The sequence below is a fragment of the Paenibacillus pectinilyticus genome, assembly GCF_001700435.1.
Lineage (GTDB): Bacteria > Bacillota > Bacilli > Paenibacillales > NBRC-103111 > Paenibacillus_E > Paenibacillus_E pectinilyticus.
In genome coordinates this window covers 297,574-314,253 of record NZ_LYPC01000011.1, presented here as the reverse complement: position 1 = coordinate 314,253, position 16,680 = coordinate 297,574, and the positions used below count along the sequence as shown (strand labels likewise).

The 16,680-nt window shown below is 48.2% G+C and carries 8 protein-coding genes and 1 pseudogene; 4 read left to right on the top strand and 5 right to left on the bottom strand.

The window, feature by feature from the left end; translation table 11 throughout:
- Window positions 1-65 precede the first annotated feature (65 nt).
- From A8709_RS05165 to A8709_RS35580, 5 genes and pseudogenes are all read right to left on the bottom strand, one after another.
- Window positions 66-860, bottom strand: coding sequence for an ABC transporter permease (locus A8709_RS05165; protein WP_065851102.1), 795 nt, complete (start codon window positions 858-860; stop codon window positions 66-68).
- Between the two features lie 91 nt (window positions 861-951).
- Window positions 952-1,590: pseudogene (locus tag A8709_RS05160) on the bottom strand (ABC transporter ATP-binding protein); the annotation flags it as partial.
- A 169-nt stretch (window positions 1,591-1,759) separates the two neighbouring features.
- Window positions 1,760-8,890 (bottom strand): cadherin-like beta sandwich domain-containing protein, encoded by a 7,131-nt coding sequence (locus A8709_RS05155; RefSeq protein ID WP_141692432.1) that lies wholly within the window; start codon window positions 8,888-8,890, stop codon window positions 1,760-1,762.
- Between the two features lie 127 nt (window positions 8,891-9,017).
- Window positions 9,018-9,548 carry a phage tail protein gene (locus tag A8709_RS05150; protein WP_065851099.1) on the bottom strand — a complete coding sequence of 177 codons (531 nt, stop codon included), beginning with the start codon at window positions 9,546-9,548 and terminating at the stop codon, window positions 9,018-9,020.
- A 15-nt stretch (window positions 9,549-9,563) separates the two neighbouring features.
- Window positions 9,564-10,589 carry a phage tail protein gene (locus A8709_RS35580; protein ID WP_341833414.1) on the bottom strand — a complete coding sequence of 342 codons (1,026 nt, stop codon included), beginning with the start codon at window positions 10,587-10,589 and terminating at the stop codon, window positions 9,564-9,566.
- A gap of 229 nt (window positions 10,590-10,818) precedes the next feature.
- On the opposite strand from A8709_RS35580, the gene A8709_RS05140 reads away from it, so the two are divergent.
- The 4 genes from A8709_RS05140 (at window position 10,819) to A8709_RS05125 (ending at window position 16,466) form a co-directional block, all read left to right on the top strand.
- Window positions 10,819-12,468 carry a PhoX family protein gene (locus A8709_RS05140; RefSeq protein WP_065851098.1) on the top strand — a complete coding sequence of 550 codons (1,650 nt, stop codon included), beginning with the start codon at window positions 10,819-10,821 and terminating at the stop codon, window positions 12,466-12,468.
- A gap of 203 nt (window positions 12,469-12,671) precedes the next feature.
- Window positions 12,672-13,667, top strand: coding sequence for a substrate-binding domain-containing protein (locus A8709_RS05135; RefSeq protein ID WP_065851097.1), 996 nt, complete (start codon window positions 12,672-12,674; stop codon window positions 13,665-13,667).
- Window positions 13,664-15,124, top strand: coding sequence for a sensor histidine kinase (locus A8709_RS05130; protein ID WP_065851096.1), 1,461 nt, complete (start codon window positions 13,664-13,666; stop codon window positions 15,122-15,124). Before A8709_RS05135 ends, A8709_RS05130 begins: the two co-directional genes overlap by 4 nt.
- Window positions 15,099-16,466: an AraC family transcriptional regulator gene (locus A8709_RS05125; protein ID WP_065851095.1), complete on the top strand. Its 1,368-nt coding sequence runs from the start codon at window positions 15,099-15,101 to the stop codon at window positions 16,464-16,466. Before A8709_RS05130 ends, A8709_RS05125 begins: the two co-directional genes overlap by 26 nt.
- The last annotated feature ends 214 nt before the right edge of the window (window positions 16,467-16,680 follow it).

The window sequence follows — 16,680 nt, the reverse complement described above, 5'->3', positions numbered from 1 at the left end:
CACCTTCACTTCAACGTGCTTCCAGTATACCGCTTTAGCAGCGTATATTGAAACGCATAAGGGTCTTAAATAGAAACGTCACGCTTAGCGAACACGAGCCACGCAAGACCTAGGAATAGAAGTTCATAGCATGCCAACATGATTAGTGAAAAAGACAGCGACATCCCATCCATAAGGGGCTGGCCATCGATATAAGTAAGCAAATTCGTATTGGCGAAAATCAGAAATTTGGACCATTCAAACTTTTTGAGGATGTAAGCGAGCTGTCCCCCCGTTAGTAATAAAAACAAGGAAATTCCGATCGCGATGGAACTTGTGCGTAACACGGATGAGAACATAAACGCGAGCGTAACCATGATGATCAATTGGATGCCGCTGTAACCGACAGCTTTCCATACGTAGGAAGCATTGGAGAAAGATGAACCAGCATGAAGGGCAGAAGCTCCGTCGAAACCGAAGAGGATACCTCCAGTGAGGTACGCTGTGAGCAAGAGCAATATCGTGAGACCCAGACCATACAACAGAACAGTCAAGTATTTGGAAAGCAGGATCGTGGAGCGGTTAAAAGGACGAATCAATAGCAGCTTAATCGTACCGCCTGAGAATTCAGAGGCCACAATGCCCGCGGCTACGATGATCGTGAATAAGGTGACGATATCCATCAAGTTGGGTCTAGCAGAAAGGCCCAAGTCCATGAATTCCCATACATTATTCACCTGTAACTCCGCTTGATTCACATACTGGCAGAGTAGGCCTGCCGCGATCGTAAGAATCGGAACAAAGGCAATCATCACCCAGCTGCCGATTTTGGTGAAGATCTTAATGAACTCATTTTGCATGAGTTTGGCTAGATTAGGCATAGGAAACGACCTCCGTGAGTTGGATGTACTTCTCTTCGAGCGTCTGTGTTTCTGACTGATTCTGTAAGTCGGCTAGGGCAAAAGTCGTGCGCAGCCGGCCATCGATGACGACACCGAAGCGGTCGCACATTTGCTCCATTTCGGCGAGTAGATGGGATGACACCATCACGGCAATGCCTTCTTCGGCAGCAAGCTTGCGAACGAGCTGGCGCATTTCGCGAATGCCGGCGGGATCGAGACCGTTAGTCGGCTCATCGAGAATGAGCACAGCGGGGGCGTGCAGCAGCGCCTGTGCGATGCCTAGCCGCTGACGCATGCCGAGCGAGTACGTCTTCACTTTGTCGTGAATCCGGGCGGAAAGCCCAACTAGCTGCACGATTTGGTCGATGCGGCTCTGCGGGATACCATTCGCCATGCGGGCGAATTGTTTCAGATTTTGCATCCCGGTGAGATGTCTGTACAGCTCGGGATTCTCGATGATCGCCCCGACGTGGCGAATCGCCTCCTGGAAGCTGCCGCGGATGCTGTGGCCGTTAATGGCGACATCGCCGTCGCTCATGCTAATCAGGCCGACCATCATGCGGATGGTGGTCGTTTTGCCGGCCCCATTTGGCCCGAGGAAGCCAAATACTTCACCAGGAAATAGATCAAAATGAATCTGATCCACAATGTTCCTATTTCGAATCCGCTTCGTCAGATTGCGTACCTCGACTACGGGTTGAATGTTCATGTGATGACCTCCAATAAGTTTCATACGCTTATCTTACTGGACACATCATGCAGGACTCTTTCTTAAATCTTACGAAAGTCTTTCGTTGGGGTTTGGGGGGCGTTCGTGAAGCAAAAAAGAGGCTGCCCGCGTAGAATTGATCTACGTTGGACAACCTCTTTTTATTGTTTTAAGGCTTGGCGTTGAAAGATTCTGATGCAGACTGAACATCTAACCAGAACCAGTCTTGGCTGGTAACATCTGTCCAGATATCCTTGCCCAGATTAGGCGTTGGACGTTTCAGAAGCGTATTGATTGCTTTTACCGCTTCTGCACGTGTCAGTTGTTGATCCGGGTGGAAGGAGCCATCTTCATAACCGGACATTAATCCAGCTGCCTTAACCGCTTGGATATAGCCTGCGGCCCAGTGACCTTGTGTATCTAGGAAGCCGGCGTCATTAGTAAGTGCTGTGAGTTTATTGATTCTAGCGATAATGGTTGCAAACTCAGCCCTCGTAATGGATGCATCCGGTTTAAATGATCCATCTGGATATCCATTTAGTAATCCAACTGCTTGTACCTGATGAATCACATCTGCTGCCCAATGAGTATCAGACACATCATTAAACTTCACTACACCATTTTGGCCTTCCGGCAGAGCGACGGCTTTAGCAAACATGCTTGCTGCTTCTGACCGTGTAATTGGCTGATTGGGTCTAAACGTTCCATCCGGATAACCCTCAATCCATTTCTTGTAGGTGGCTGTTTCGGTTGGACTCTTCTGAACCTCGATCACACTAAAGGTACTAAATTTAGTAATGGTGATTTCAATCCCTAGCGGCTTTCCGCTAATATCGAACTTAATCGTGCCTTTAACTAGCTCTTTATCACCATCGCTATGCTCGATATACACACCAAGGGAGGACAAGAACTCGTCTCTTTCCTTGGAATTGGAAGGAACCTGAATGTCTTTAAGCGAGAAGAATAGCTTCGTCTCTTCATTCTTTAAGTTCGTTTCAATGGTCATCGGCAATCCATGAAGGACAACCTTCCCATTTCCTGCCGCTTTGGTTACGATTTGGGCAGTCAGTACACGCTTTTCAGCTTCCTGTTTCACCGCTTCACTTCTAATTGGAACTAAACGGACATATAACTCTTCGTTAGATTTTAACGCTTTTGCAACTGCCTCTTTAGGAAGGGTCATTTGGAAGTCGTCTGTTTCAATACGAAGTGCAGAGTCATTTTCTGTTAAAATCTGCAGAGCATTCTTTGGAATACTGACGTTAAATTCGTCACTTCCCTCAGGGATTTGCGGCAGATACAATCTCCATGTATGCTGTTCGCTTCCTGATGGGCCATCTGTCGTTAATTTAATAATATCCGGTGTTAGGACAACACGATCAATCACTTTACCATCCGGTGTATGCTGCCGCTGCAACTCAATCGGAATCGTAGTTCCATCATCTCCAATTTTAATATTCATCTGAGGGGAAGATGGAATTGATGGAGTCGATGGTGTGTTGGGTTGTTCTTGCGCTTGACGGGTCACCTTAATGGTATACGTTTGTGGATCACCATAAGTAGGAGAAACGACAACTAGTATGGTATTCACACCCACAACCAAATTAATTGGTGAGCTCGGTACGTCTGAGATTAGGGCCACGCGGTTTATGGTAATAGTGGCATTAGAATCATACACCGAGGCAGTCACTGATGTAGTGCTGACACCGTAAGGAACAGTTCCGGCATAAGTCAATGACCCTAAATTAAACGGTGGTGATAGCGTTACACCACTTGCAGTTAGCCCAGTAAGCTCTGCATTCCCATTGCGTGAAATAAGGAGCGAATACTGGGTTTTCTCAAGATTTTGGGCTGTAACCGTAATATCAACGGAATTAACTCCATCTTGTAGCACAATTGTCGCAGGATCACCGCTCAGTATGCTGACATTGTTAATAGTAAGAGACGATGCTGGGTCATAGACAATTCCAGTAACGGTCACACTATACACGGCATTTGTTACATTTACATCATAGTGGAAGGTGCCCGATGTAAAGCCTTCTACGCTTCTGCCATCTAATAAGAGGCCGCTTAAGCTGCTATTGCTGCTACTAGCTCGTACAACATTCACTGTATAAGTTTTCTGCTCTGATGTATTCTCAGCAGTTACTGTGACGATGACTGGGTTAGTACCCACGATCAGACTGTGACCGCCAACTACATTTACACTTGCTGTTGAATCTTCCGGTGTCCCTATTACTAGGACGGATGTCGTTTCATTCGGAACATTTACTGTGTAGTTTAAATTGTCATATACGAAATCTGTTACGGTAGTACCGTTTACCTTCAGGCCGCTTAAATTAGCATTTGTAGACAAGCTTTGGCGTTCCACGGTTACCGTGTAGATGCCTACAGTTGTCCCATCTTCGGCTGTAACCTTAACTGTAACGGTATTATTACCGTAATTTAGATTGTCGCCACCAGTCACGGTTACCGTAGCGTTGGAATGAGCTTGTATTCCTGTTATCACGACTGATGTCGTTGCTTTGGGAACACTGACCGTATAATTATGCTGACTGTATACAAAGTCTGTGACAGTCGTACCACCGACTTTAAGATCACTTAAGTTTGCGTTACTGCTCTTCGCTCTGTTTATGGTTACAGTGTAAGTAAGTACCGTTAATCCGTCCTCGGCAGTAACAACGACCGTGACGGTGTTATTCCCTACGGTAAGATTATTGCCACCCGTTATGACGACATTGGCTGTCGAATCCGCTTTCGTCCCTGTGACAGCGACGGATGTTGTGGCATTCGGTACATCGACCGTGTAGCCTAACGTAGCAGGTGCAAAGCCTTGTACGCTTGTCCCGTCGACTTTGAGGTCGCTTAAGGTCGCATTGCTACTTGCTGCTCTAACTACAGTGACGGTGTAAGTAAGTACCGTTGATCCATCCTCAGCAGTAACAACGACCGTGACCGTGTTATTCCCAACAGTCAAATTACTGCCACCAGTTACGACAACATTGGCTGTCGAATCGGCTTTAATTCCTGTCACTACGATCGAAGTGGTCGTATTTGGCACATCCACTGTATAGCTTAATTTATTAGCCGCGAAGCCAGGTACGCTCGTTCCGTCCACTTTGAGGTCACTTAAGCTTGCATCACTGCTCGCCGCTCTAACGACAGTTACGGTATAAGTAAGTACCGTCGTTCCGTCCTCAGCAGTAACAACGACCGTGACTGTGTTATTCCCCACGGTAAGATTACTGCCACCTGTTACGACAACATTGGCTGTCGTATCCGCTTTAATTCCTGTCACCACGACCGAAGTGGTCGTATTCGGCACATCCACGGTATAGCTTAAATCACCAGGTGCAAAACCTGATATTGCCGTACCATCTACTTTGAGGTCGCTTAACGTAGCATTGCTACTTGCTGCTCTAACGACGGTAACGGTGTAAGTAAGTACTGTTGATCCGTCCTCAGCAGTAACAACGACCGTGACCGTGTTATTCCCCACAGTTAGATTACTGCCACCAGTCACAACGACATATGCCGTAGCATCCGCCTTCGTTCCTGTTACGACAACTGAGGTCGTCGTATTCGGCACATTCACGGTATAGCCTAATGTACCAGCCGTGAAGCCAGCAACATTCGTACCATCGACTTTAAGATCAGTTAAGTTTGCGTTACTGCTCTTCGCTTTGATGACGGTGACGGTGTAGGTAACCACCGTTGTAGCGTCCTGAGCGGTTACAACAACCGTCACTGTATTATTCCCTACCGTTAGTGTACTGCCACCCGTTACGACGACACTAGCTGTAGCATCCGCCTTCACCCCTGTTACCACAACCGAAGTCGTCGTATTCGGAACATTCACGGTATAGCCTAATGTACCAGCCGTGAAGCCAGCAACACTCGTACCATCGACTTTAAGGTCAGTTAAGTTTGCGTTACTGCTCTTCGCTCTAATAATAGTCACTGTGTAGGTAACTACCGTTGTACCGTCCTGAGCGGTTACAACAACCGTCACAGTGTTATTCCCTACGGTTAGGGTACTGCCTCCCGTGACGACGACACTAGCCGTAGCATCCGCTTTCACCCCTGTTACCACAACCGAAGTCGTCGCATTCGGAACATTCACGGTATAGTTTAATGTACTAGTCGCGAAGCCAGCGACACTCGTACTATCCACCTTAAGGTCAGTTAAGTTTGCGTTACTGCTCTTGGCTCTGATAATAGTCACTGTGTAGGTAACTACCGTTGTACCGTCCTGGGCGGTTACCGCGACCGACACTGTGTTATTCCCTACAGTTAGGGTACTGCCGCCCGTTACAACGACACTAGCTGTAGCATCCGCTTTCGCCCCTGTTACTACAACCGAAGTCGTCGCATTTGGAACATTCACGGTATAGTTTAATGTACTAGTCGCGAAGCCAGCGACACTCGTACTATCCACCTTAAGGTCATCTAAGTTTGCGTTACTGCTCTTGGCTCTGATAATAGTCACTGTGTAGGTAACTACCGTTGTACCGTCTTGGGCGGTTACCGCGACAGTCACTGTGTTATTCCCTACGGTTAGGGCACTACCGCCCGTTACAACGACACTAGCTGTAGCATCTGCTTTCGCCCCTGCTACTACAACCGAAGTGGTCGCATTCGGAACATTCACGGTGTAGCCTAACGTACCAGACGCAAAACCTGTTACTGTCGTACCATCTACTTTGAGGTCGCTCAAACTAGCATTACTGCTCGCCGCTCTGACTACGGTAACGGTGTAAGTGAGTACTGTTGTTCCGTTCTCAGCAGTAACAACGACTGTAGCCGAGTTATTCCCTACGGTAAGATTACTGCCACCAGTTACCACGACACTGGCCGTCGAATCAGCTTGTGTCGCTGTCACCACGACAGAAGTCTTCGAATTTGGAACATGTAACGTGTAGCCTAACGTACCAGACACAAAACCTGGTACTGTCGCACCATCTACTTTGAGGTCGCTTAAAGTAGCATTGCTACTTGCTGCTCGAACGACGGTAACGGTGTAAGTAAGAACTGTTGTTCCATCCTCAGCAGTCACAACGACCGTGACCGTGTTATTCCCCACAGTCAAATTACTGCCACCAGTCACGACGACATTGGCCGACGAATCCGCTTTTGTCGCGGTTACCACGACAGATGTCTTGGAATTCGGAACGTTTATCGTATATCCAAATGTACCAGACGCAAAACCTGCTACACTAGTTCCGTCCACTTTGATGTCGCTTAAGCCAGCATTACTGCTAGGGGCTCTGACGATATTCAAGGTGTAAGTAATTACCGTCGTTCCATCCTCAGCAGTCGATTTGACCGTGACTGTGTTCGTACCTACGGCTAGATTACTTCCACCAGTCACAATAACCGTGGCCGCGGGATCTACCTTCGTTCCTGTTACCACGACAGAAGTTGTTGTGTTTGGCACATTGATCGTATAGCTTAATGTACCTGGTGCAAATCCTGTCACACTCGTCGCACCTATTTTAATGTCACTCAAGGAGGCATTCGTAGATTTTGGTGCACGAGTTACCGTTATTTGATATGTCTTAGTAGTGATACCATCTTCTGCGGTCACTACCACGTTGGTTATATTTGTATTGCCTACAGCTAGGCTTATCGCGCTGCTCGGTTGACCACTGCTAACTGTTAGATTGTTCACTTTAACAGTCGCGTGCGATTCATTGACAGTTGGTGTGACCGTAATGGAGCTGACCGCATATAAAACATTTGCTGTATAAGCAGTTGTTCCTGAAGCAAATGTCTCATTTAACGTTGCATTGGCTGAGCTAAGTCCACTTAATGTTGCGTCTTGACTTAACACGGTCGTTGTATGATAACTCGTATTGTTATTTACATCGAGTTCATCACCGCCAGATACTTGAGCAGAGCTTGTCACTGTATGTGGTGCATTTGCGGCCACGGTAACTGTCACATCAATGGCAGGGTAACTAGTACCTCCAGCTAAAGCGTCTGAACGCGAACAGGTAAGTGTTCCAACTGTACAAGCCCATCCGGTTCCAGTTAAATTGGTTGCTGTTAGTCCAGTTGGTAAGGTAACCTGCGAAGTAACCAGCCCATTTGAAGGGACGTTACCGCTATTCCGAACCGTCACTGTATAGTGTGCACCAGTTTTTCCTTGCGAAAATGTACCGCTCGGGCCAGCCGCAGGTGCTAGTGTAACCTGCATATCTGTTCCTTCCAGATTAACGGCTATGTTGTTTACCGTGTTAGAGGGAATTAAAGTATTTGAAATAATCGAAGTATTCGATAGGATTGGCGCCTTATTTGCATTAATGAACATCCCGCCTCCATGTGCAGCAGCGGTGTTAAGTGTCACAGTTACGTCTGTTAAAGACACGGAACCGGCAAAAAAGTCTAATACCAATCCCCCTCCGTCACCTTGAGCAGTGTTGTTAGTCAGAGATGTACTCGTAATAACTGCTGGTGAACCAAGGTAAAGTCCGCCAGCGCGCCCTTCGACGCCGCCAGCCTTACTATAGGCTTTATTTCCAGTTATCGTACTGGAATTTAATGTAATAGTCCGTAAAGAAGGAGATGCGGATACGATTGCTACCCCCCCACCAAGTCCATATGATTCGTTGCTATCTACCGTAAGATTGGATAAATCGAGGCTCATGTCACCTTCGAAGTAAACACCGCCACCTCGGGAGCTGTAGCTAGGAGAGGTAGATTCTCCTGCTGCGTTACTACGAATAGCAACATCCGTCATTTTAACCTTTCCGGTTGCTGACCCTGAGATATAAAGTCCGCCGCCGAACCCTTCTCCTGAAGCAATATTATTCTCAATATTGGAATTACTGATCTGCAGTGTCTTATTTCCGACATCGCCGCCGATTCCACCGCCGCCGAATCCGTTAGTATCAGGTGATTTACCGTTACGAATGGTTAGTCCCTGTATCGTCACATCGAATCCAGTCGCGTCTAGCGCCGGGTTAATCTCAAGTACACGATTAGCAGCCACATTGCGGCTTGCAGCCGCTTGAATGATCGTATTTACTGGATTACCTGAACTTCCTGTTAAAGTTACCTGATCCCTAATCTCCAGTTGTCCTAAAGTCAGCGTATATGTATTAGGAGGAATACTTATGAGGTCTGCTCCCGCCAGTGCATTTGCTTCCATTAATGCTGCACGAACGGAGCATTGACCATTACTATCTGCACAAATCCCATTACCGGGAGAACTATCTACCGAATCTACAGTTGTATTTACTGTGAAAGTCGCTGCATGTGCTGAAGTAGCAAGCCCCAAGCATGCGCCAATGAGCAAGAATAGTCCTATTATGACAATTCTAACGCACTTACTATTCCTAAAAGAATATCTAGAACTTTCCCGCCAATCAATCAATTCCCCAGACTCCTCTCCGACTAAACCACCTAGGCGTTGTTCCCTGTCACTATGTACGTGGAGGGTATATACCTTGTAAAGCAATGCAAAAATTAAGAGTCAAATAAGGCTGCATATTATTATGAGGTTGATTGCCGCCTACTGGAATCAACGAGTTGCCCGACATCTGGACGGGATTACCAGGGGTTGTATAAGCCAATCCGCTACGACGCCCGGCGGTATCCTTCCAAATTTGCCCTGATGGAGATTCCTGTGTTCCTCCGCCAGTTCCATATTGCAGAGTGTGTGAATGTGCAGGAATTTCGGATGGCAGTAGGGTAACAGTATCTGTACCGCTGGTTTGGCCAAGATCGTAAAGAGATAATCCGGGGCCTTGACCAGCTTGCATGGGAACCATACCTTGCAGGTTCGGAAGGGCGAAAGTAGTTCTTCCATCTCCACCATAGGTAGTCCCTAGCAATGAGAACAGCGCAGTATTTTGAGAAAGAGGGAGAAGCTGCCCATTACAAGCAGCCCAACCTTTAGGTACGAAGTTAAACGGGAAAATGCAAATTTCTCCAACGAATGGTGTTGAGGACATCGATTGTTACACTCCTTAAGTTTGACTTGGGAAAACACCTTGCAGAGCGATAGTAGCTGTTAAGCTCAAGTAGGGTTGCATATTAAGATGCGCCTGACTACCACCGACAGCCGTTGTCACGGTATCAGACACGCCATCTGCTATATAAGCGTACGAACTTGTTGAGGTGACACCGAAGATATTGTTCTGTGTAGTTTTAACGGTTGCTGGATTGTTACTAGCGGTAACGGAATGACTATGACCTGCCATTTCCTGTGAGCTTAACGTGTGAGTTTGTTCTCCGCCTGTCTCCCCCAAGGTATGGCCGTTTCCAACGTGAATCGGTATCCTGCCTCTCAGATCTGGAAGGGCGAAATTGACTCTACCGTCTCCACCATAGGTCGTACCCAACAACGAAAACAATGCTTGATTTTGATTTATAGGTAATAGTTGACCGTTGCATAGGGCAGTTCCACTAGGAGGGAAGTTAAAAGCCACCCAGCGGATCTCAGATAAGAAAGGATCACTTCCGTCTGAGTTCCCACCTTGACTAGGAAAGATCCCAAATAAACTAATGATATAGTTAATACTTAAATACGGCTGCAAGTTGGTATGTGGCTGGCTTCCTCCAGAGGATCCGACGGTGCTGGCATTTCCCATTGGAGTTGCTTTTGCCCCAACACTGTCCGTGAATTGATTCAGGGTTGATCTGGCAACCACGGTGTCTTTAGGGCTGTTGGTACTGCCGAACTTGGAAGATACTTGAGCCGTATGGCTATGCTGCGGGATTTGCTGAACGGTCAGAGTAACTTCTTCTACTCCACCCGTTTGTCCCACAAAAAAACTGTTCCCTTGAAGTGTTCCTTGATGCAACGGAACCCGACTTCGTAAATCCGGCAAAGCGAATGTACTTTGACCATCCCCGCCATAAGTCGTACCTATTAATTGAAATAACGTTTCATATTCACTAATCGGCAACACCTGTCCATCACAAAAAAACCATCCTGCAGGAGCAAAATTACCTGCGAACATGCGAACCTCGCCTACTAAAGGCTGACCCATTCTTTTCCCCTCCAACAAGTTAATTGTATGTATGACTTCTTTTTGAACAACACGCAAACGAGGGACGATCTTGAGTTAAGTTCATCCCTGCGAAGTTTGAAGAAATTTGTCGAATTATTTTATTCTGAGATACTCTTATTCTAGCAAATATTTCACTATTAATCATTCAAATTTATAGATTTTGTGGTATGTTTATTACAAGATGCCACAAAGTCGGAGGAAACACGAAATGGAATCAGAGAAAAAGCTATCTCGTCGACATTTTTTGAAATATCTGGGAACGGGTGCGGCATCATTAGCAGCTGCGTATTCCGGTCTAAATGCCTTTAGCACCAAGGCAAACGCTGCCTCCGAAGTTAATGCGTATGACCAATTACCAGAAACATTTAATCCTACCCTACATACAGCAGCGGATGCAGATCAATTACTTCTGGCGAACGGATTCACGTATCAAGTTATAGCAGCCTATGGCGATAGTATTAATAAAGCAGGGGATACATTAGGTTTTAACAGCAGTTATACGTCTTTCTTCTCATACCCTGGATCTAGTTCGGAAGGCTTACTATGGGTTGATCACGAATCTGCTCAATATGCTTGGATGTTGGACCGCTCAAAGGCTGTGGCCTGGGAACAACAAAAGCAGTTACTTTACGAACAAGGCGGTTCTATTTTACATGTGAAAAAGGATACTTTCGGTCAATGGAAGCTCGTTTCCGATTCCACCATTGCCCGACGTGTCTCCGGATTGTCACCTATCGAGCTTACTGGGCCTGTCAGAGGTGCCAAAGCAGTTGACGGAGCGACCCTTGTCCAAGGGACGTTAGCAAACCGCGGTGGCGGAAAAACGTTATGGAATACCCAGCTTACAGGTGAAAATCGTTTTGAATCCACATGCCGCGATGCAGGACTATCGCTTGCCCACTACGGATGGATGGTCGAAGTTGATCCTTTCGATAAAGCTAACAAGCCTGTCAAACATACTGCGCTTGGGCGTTTTCATCATGGAAGCTCAGCCATGACAATACGTGCTGACGACCGCGTTGTTGTCTACATGGGCGAAGATTCGCCTGATGGCTTCCTTTATAAATTTGTGAGCGCAAGTAAGTGGACAGAAGCAGATGGGAAGGCCAATTCGAATCTGTTGAGCGAAGGATCCCTTTATGCCGCTGACTTAATTCAGGGTCGTTGGATCGAGCTGTCTATCGATAATGTCCGTAAACAACTCAAAAGTCTTACCTATCAGGTTCCTGAAAAAATGTTTAAATCCAAGGAAACGCTGCTAGGACAATTCCAGACCCTAAGCGATGTTCTTGCATCTGCTAGTGAAGCTGCATGGATTGTAGGGGCGACACCTTGTGACCGTCCAGCGGAACTAACTGTGCATCCTACTAACCAAAGCGTGTTCATCGCCTGCACACAGAACGAAAGTAGAGGTAACCTTCATGGTCACATTATTCGCTTAAAAGAGGGCCTGGGCGACACCTTTGCATTTGAGACGTTTATTGCGGGAGGACGCCAAAGCGGATTCAGCTGCCCAGGAAGTGTGACTTTCGACAACGTTGGTAATCTTTGGGTTGCTTCAGATATTTCACCTGAGCGGTTGAATACAGGTGCGTGGTCGGAATTCAAGAACAATGGTCTTTATCTCATTCATCCTAAAGGTGCCGCCGAGAAAACGAAGCAATACGCATCTGCGCCCATAGAAGCTGCTTTAGGTGGGCTTTCCTTCACTGATAATCAGGCTACCGTATTCGTAGCAGTTAATCATCCTGGAGCTTCAGGAGCGGGAACGGCTACCCCATCGAGTCAATGGCAGCACCGTTTTGGGAAGAAGGATCCGCGATCCGCGGTTGTTGTCATCACACGTTCTATCCTTTAATAAATGAAACAGATATTTTTCCTAATAAGAAGGCCGAGTAGAGGGGGAACCTCGTTGCTCGGTCTTTCTCAATAATCAGGTTGTTTTCGGAAGACTCGCTCACCCCCACACACCAAAACCTGCATGCCCACCTCCCCCCAGGCTCATACTATCAGAAAACATTCGCCGCCTTGGGCGAGACATCCTGATGTGGAGGTGCCACCATGCGCAATAAAAGCTGGACGCTAGGTCTACTCGGCTTATTTCTCATCATCTGCTGTGTGATGGTCCAATTCCTTGCGTCTACGCTCAAGATTGATCAACTCGTCCAGCAAATGGTGCAAAGCGGCGTGCAGCAAAAGCCGTATAAGCACGTCGTCCTCATTGCCCAAGAGCTGGACAACCCGTTCTGGCGAACGGTGGAGAAGGGCGCTAGCGAAGCGGCCGCACGCCTTGGGATGAAGATTGACTACTGGGGTCCGATTCGTATCAATCCGGCCGAACAAACGAATCTCCTTGAGAAGTCGATCACGACTAAGCCAGATGCGCTCCTCGTGCAAGGGATCAAGGAGGCCCAGTATGACCTCCTCATCAGCAAAGCGATCGATCAGGGGATCCCGGTGATCACATTGGATGCGGATGAGCCGGCAAGCCGCAGGCTGACCTATGTGGGCACCGACAACCGCGAAGCGGGTAGACGGATGGGGGAGCTCGTCCTCGAAGCCGCGAGTGAGAAGGGGCGAATCGGCGTCATCATTGGGAGTGAGCTTGCCGAGAATCAGCAGCAGCGCCTAGAGGGATTCCGGTCAGCACTCGCAAAGGCACCGCTTTTTGAGATCATAGATATCCGCTCATCGAATATTTCACGCATTCAGGCCGCTAAGCATACCGAAGCGATGTTGAAGCAATACCCCGCCATTCAGACCATGGTGGGCTTCAGCTCCCTAGACGCTGCAGGCATCGTGGAAGGGGTGAAAGCTGTACACCGTGAGGGCATCGCCGTGTTCGGTTTTGATGACATTGAAGCGACAAGACAAGGCATCGCACAAGGCACAATCAGGGCCTCGGTCGTTCAGCAGCCGCAGGAGATCGGAGCCCAATCTGTTCACATGCTGGATGCCTACTTTCATCAGAACACGCTGCCAGCTCAGCAGTATACGGGCACTTACATACTGGATATGTCCAACCTATCCGATCAAGCGAGCACCCCAACACCATGAACATACGCAGAATGCTATTTATCGTGTTGCCGGTTTTATTTATTTTGAACAATGCGGTTTCATTCTTCATCTTTCATAGCGGGAGAGCCGTCCAGCAAAGTTACAATGTGATGCTCGATCGGGTACTCTTGTACAAGCAAATGGCAGGGCAAACCCAGGATAATCTCCGCGCGATGAACGTTTACTTGGTGGATCGGAGTGAGGATAGCCGTCTGGCGTTCTTACATCAGAGGGAAGACTTACAGGGGCTGCAGCAGAAACTAGCGATTCAGAGCACACTACCAGCTACTGATCTCATTTTTCAGAGCTACACGCATATGATCGACACCTTTATCACGCAGGAAGCAAGTGTCATCCAAGCCGCCAATAGCCCGGACGCCCTAGCTTATACCTCCTTCTACGAAGAGGCGGAGCACACAGCGACGTTCATTCAGGAGGAAGGCTACCAGCTGATCGATTTAGAGTTAAGCTATTATCAGCCGCTTTATCGACAGATTTTGATCCATACGGAAGGGATGAATCGGTGGGGCGTCGTTATTTTCATCCTCAACACCCTGATCAGCATCGTACTGGCGTACCGTATTTCGCTGGGCATTTCCAGGCCAATCAGGCAGTTAGTCCACGTGGCTCAACAAATGTCGGATGGCAACCTAGATGCACCGCTGCCGCAAATGAGCGCATACCCTGAGTTTGGCGTATTGGAGCGGGCTTTCGTACAGATGCAGGAACATCTCAAAGCGCTCATTGTGAAGGAAACCGAAGGGTTGGAGAAGGACAAGCAGCTGAAAGAGATGGAGCTCGAAGTGTTGCAAAATCAAATGAACCCGCACTTCCTCTTCAATTCTTTGAATGTGTTGTCGAAGCTCGCCCTGCTGGAGGGTGCTGAGCAAACGAGCGACCTAACGGTCACAATGTCGAATCTGCTGCGCTACAATCTGCGAAAGCTGGATCGACCCGTGAGACTGAAGGATGAGGTTGAGCATGCGAAGCAGTATTTTACGATTCAGCAGGCTAGATTTCGCAATCGCATTCAATTCGTGACAGAGATCGATGAGAGCGGGCTTGATGTTTCGGTGCCGATGCTCACCTTGCAGCCCATATTGGAGAATGTGTTCGTTCATGGCATCGAAGGCATGGAGGCCGGGGCGGTCATCCAGCTGAAGATTACAAGTGGAAAAGGAGAGACGCTTGTCGCGATTTCCGATAATGGGGTCGGGATGAGCGAGAAGGTTCGAGCCTCCTTGCTCGACTTCGATGCCGATCCTCAGCATGAGCCGAGCCAAGGTCAATCCACAGGCCTAGGGACGAGGAATGTGTTCAAGCGATTAGCTTTATTTTATGGCAAAAAGGATCTCGTCCAGATCCAGAGTAATCCTGGTCAGGGAACGACAGTATATCTTCGTCTTCCCGCCGAAGGAAAGGAGGAAAGAGATGTACCGACTACTCATCGCCGATGATGAGGCTTTAGAGCGGGAAGGGATCGAATGGATCGTGAACCGCATGATGCCGAATACGTTCGAGGTGATGCATGCGGAGAATGGCCGCGTCGCAATTCAGAAGGCCGATGAACACCGACCGCACATCATCCTAATGGATATCCGCATGCCGGGTATTCAAGGTTTGGAAGCCTTGCGAGAAATTAAAGGGGGACATCCGCAGACGAAAATGGTGTTAGTAACCGCCTATGAGCAATTCGAGTACGCCAAAGAGGCGCTTTCGTTAGGGGTCAAGGAATATCTGGTCAAACCAGCGAAGCGGGACCAAATCGTCGAACTTTTGCAACGATTAGTAGCAGAGATCGAGACCGAGGGGCGGAAACGGGAGGAAGAGTTGGCGATGCGGGATAAGTTCTTCCAACTGCTGCCTTTAGCCGAGACGGAAATGGCCCTGGTCTTCATGTCTGATCCCGTGAATGAAACGGATGCTGATTATCTAGCCGATATTTTGGAGTTATCCATCGAGCAAGGGTGCGCGGTCGTACTGGCATTGCCAGAGCTGGGACATGTGCCGGATAAGGAGTTAGGCGCAGCTAAGAAGAAGATTTATGAGACAGTGAAAACGTTCACCAAAGGTCACCTCAAAAGCCGAATCGGATGCGTGGTCAGCTCGATGGTGCATTGGCACATAGCGATTTTTCTGTTGGGCGAGGCTCAGCAGAAAGCCGAGGCCCTAGGCAACGAAGCTGCCTCACTTGGTGCGAAGCTCGTGGAGCATCTACGCCAGGCTCGCGAAATCGACGTCAACATAGGCATTGGCTCTGTTCGCAAGGAGATCGAGGGCATCCGCACCTCTTATTTTGAGGCTGTTTTTGCCGCGACGTATGATAAAAGATGGGGCCATCTCCGCTCCTTTGACGAGCTGAAAGGACTCTCCGCGGAAGGGCAGCGGAGCCCCGCTGAGTCACGTGTCGCGGACAATACCGCAGATCGGACTTATGTGGAGCTAGCCATCAGGCGAATCCGCGAGGAGCGCGAGCAGCAGACATGGACCGTACTGGACCGTGCGGTGACCTACATCGAAGAGAAACTCCAGGAGGACATTTCGCTCGAAGATGTCGCCGAGCATGTGCATTTGAACCCGCACTATTTTAGCAAAGTATTCAAACAACAAACCGGAGAAACCTTTATCGACTATGTGACGCGGCTTCGCATTGAGAGGGCCAAAGAACTTATCGGCGAAGGTCAGCTGAGTCTGAAGGAGGTCTGCTATCTGGTGGGGTACAGGGATCCGAATTATTTCAGCCGTGTGTTCAAAAAGGTAACAGGCGTCACGCCGTCGGAATACCGAACGGGGCTTTAAGGAAGAATAGTCCATGCCGGGAGGCAAGGACTATTTTGTTATTTTCGGACAAGATTGTGCTAGTCGCAGACGCGTATGGGAGGGGAACTCCAAGCGGATTGGTTTAATGCTGGTAAACCACAAATAAGTGCAGGGAAAGGGTCACCAGCCGACTTCTAGCCCATGCTATAATGAGTCTCGCTTCACACCAAATGTAAGATTATAGACTCGCATG

Coding starts and splice junctions, on each gene's coding strand:
- A8709_RS35580 (WP_341833414.1), bottom strand. CDS start 10,589: ATGGGTCAGCCTTTAGTAGGCGAGGTTCGCATGTTCGCAGGTAATTTT.
- A8709_RS05140 (WP_065851098.1), top strand. CDS start 10,819: ATGGAATCAGAGAAAAAGCTATCTCGTCGACATTTTTTGAAATATCTG.
- A8709_RS05150 (WP_065851099.1), bottom strand. CDS start 9,548: ATGTCCTCAACACCATTCGTTGGAGAAATTTGCATTTTCCCGTTTAAC.
- A8709_RS05135 (WP_065851097.1), top strand. CDS start 12,672: ATGCGCAATAAAAGCTGGACGCTAGGTCTACTCGGCTTATTTCTCATC.
- A8709_RS05130 (WP_065851096.1), top strand. CDS start 13,664: ATGAACATACGCAGAATGCTATTTATCGTGTTGCCGGTTTTATTTATT.
- A8709_RS05125 (WP_065851095.1), top strand. CDS start 15,099: ATGTACCGACTACTCATCGCCGATGATGAGGCTTTAGAGCGGGAAGGG.
- A8709_RS05165 (WP_065851102.1), bottom strand. CDS start 860: ATGCCTAATCTAGCCAAACTCATGCAAAATGAGTTCATTAAGATCTTC.